This window comes from Herbiconiux daphne (genome assembly GCF_024979295.1).
In the GTDB taxonomy this organism is placed as follows: domain Bacteria; phylum Actinomycetota; class Actinomycetes; order Actinomycetales; family Microbacteriaceae; genus Herbiconiux; species Herbiconiux daphnes.
In genome coordinates this window covers 1-501 of the sequence record NZ_JANLCJ010000881.1, presented here as the reverse complement: position 1 = coordinate 501, position 501 = coordinate 1, and the positions used below count along the sequence as shown (strand labels likewise).

The window sequence follows — 501 nt, the reverse complement described above, 5'->3', positions numbered from 1 at the left end:
CGTATGTTAGAGCACCACCTAATTCACCTTTGAAGTGTTGAACAGCAGTTGTGCCTTGAATGCTACCACCTACTTCCCAACCTTGTTTAACAGCATCAGTGAAACCACTTACTGCATTCTTGATTTGGTCAATAGGGTGTTCAGTCCAAACAGAACCACCAAAACCAGTGTAGGTTTCACCTGCTAAATGAGCAGTAGCTTTACTAACTTCTTTATCAACAAAGTTGTTAATCGCTGTGGTAACTTTATTCTGACCACCAACTGCTGTTACACCTTTCTCAAAGTATCCACCAGCTGTTTTAGCTGTATCTGCTACCCAATTCTCAACAGGGGCTACACCAGGAATGAATTCCCTAGCAGCACTATTGATTGCATCCCCTAACATGCCGGGGACACTTTCAACTAACCCTTGAGCAGCTTGGAAAGCAACACCAGCTTCAACACCGTATTCAGCAAGGGTAGCTAAACCACTCTCAATACCACTCATAATACCACCCTCAG

General features: G+C 43.9%; 1 protein-coding gene. It reads right to left on the bottom strand.

Going from position 1 to position 501, the window contains the following annotated elements; genetic code table 11:
* A partial coding sequence (locus N1032_RS28180) for a hypothetical protein (protein WP_259544057.1) occupies positions 1 to 487 on the bottom strand: 487 nt, incomplete at its 3' end.
* Between the last annotated feature and the right edge of the window lie 14 nt (positions 488 to 501).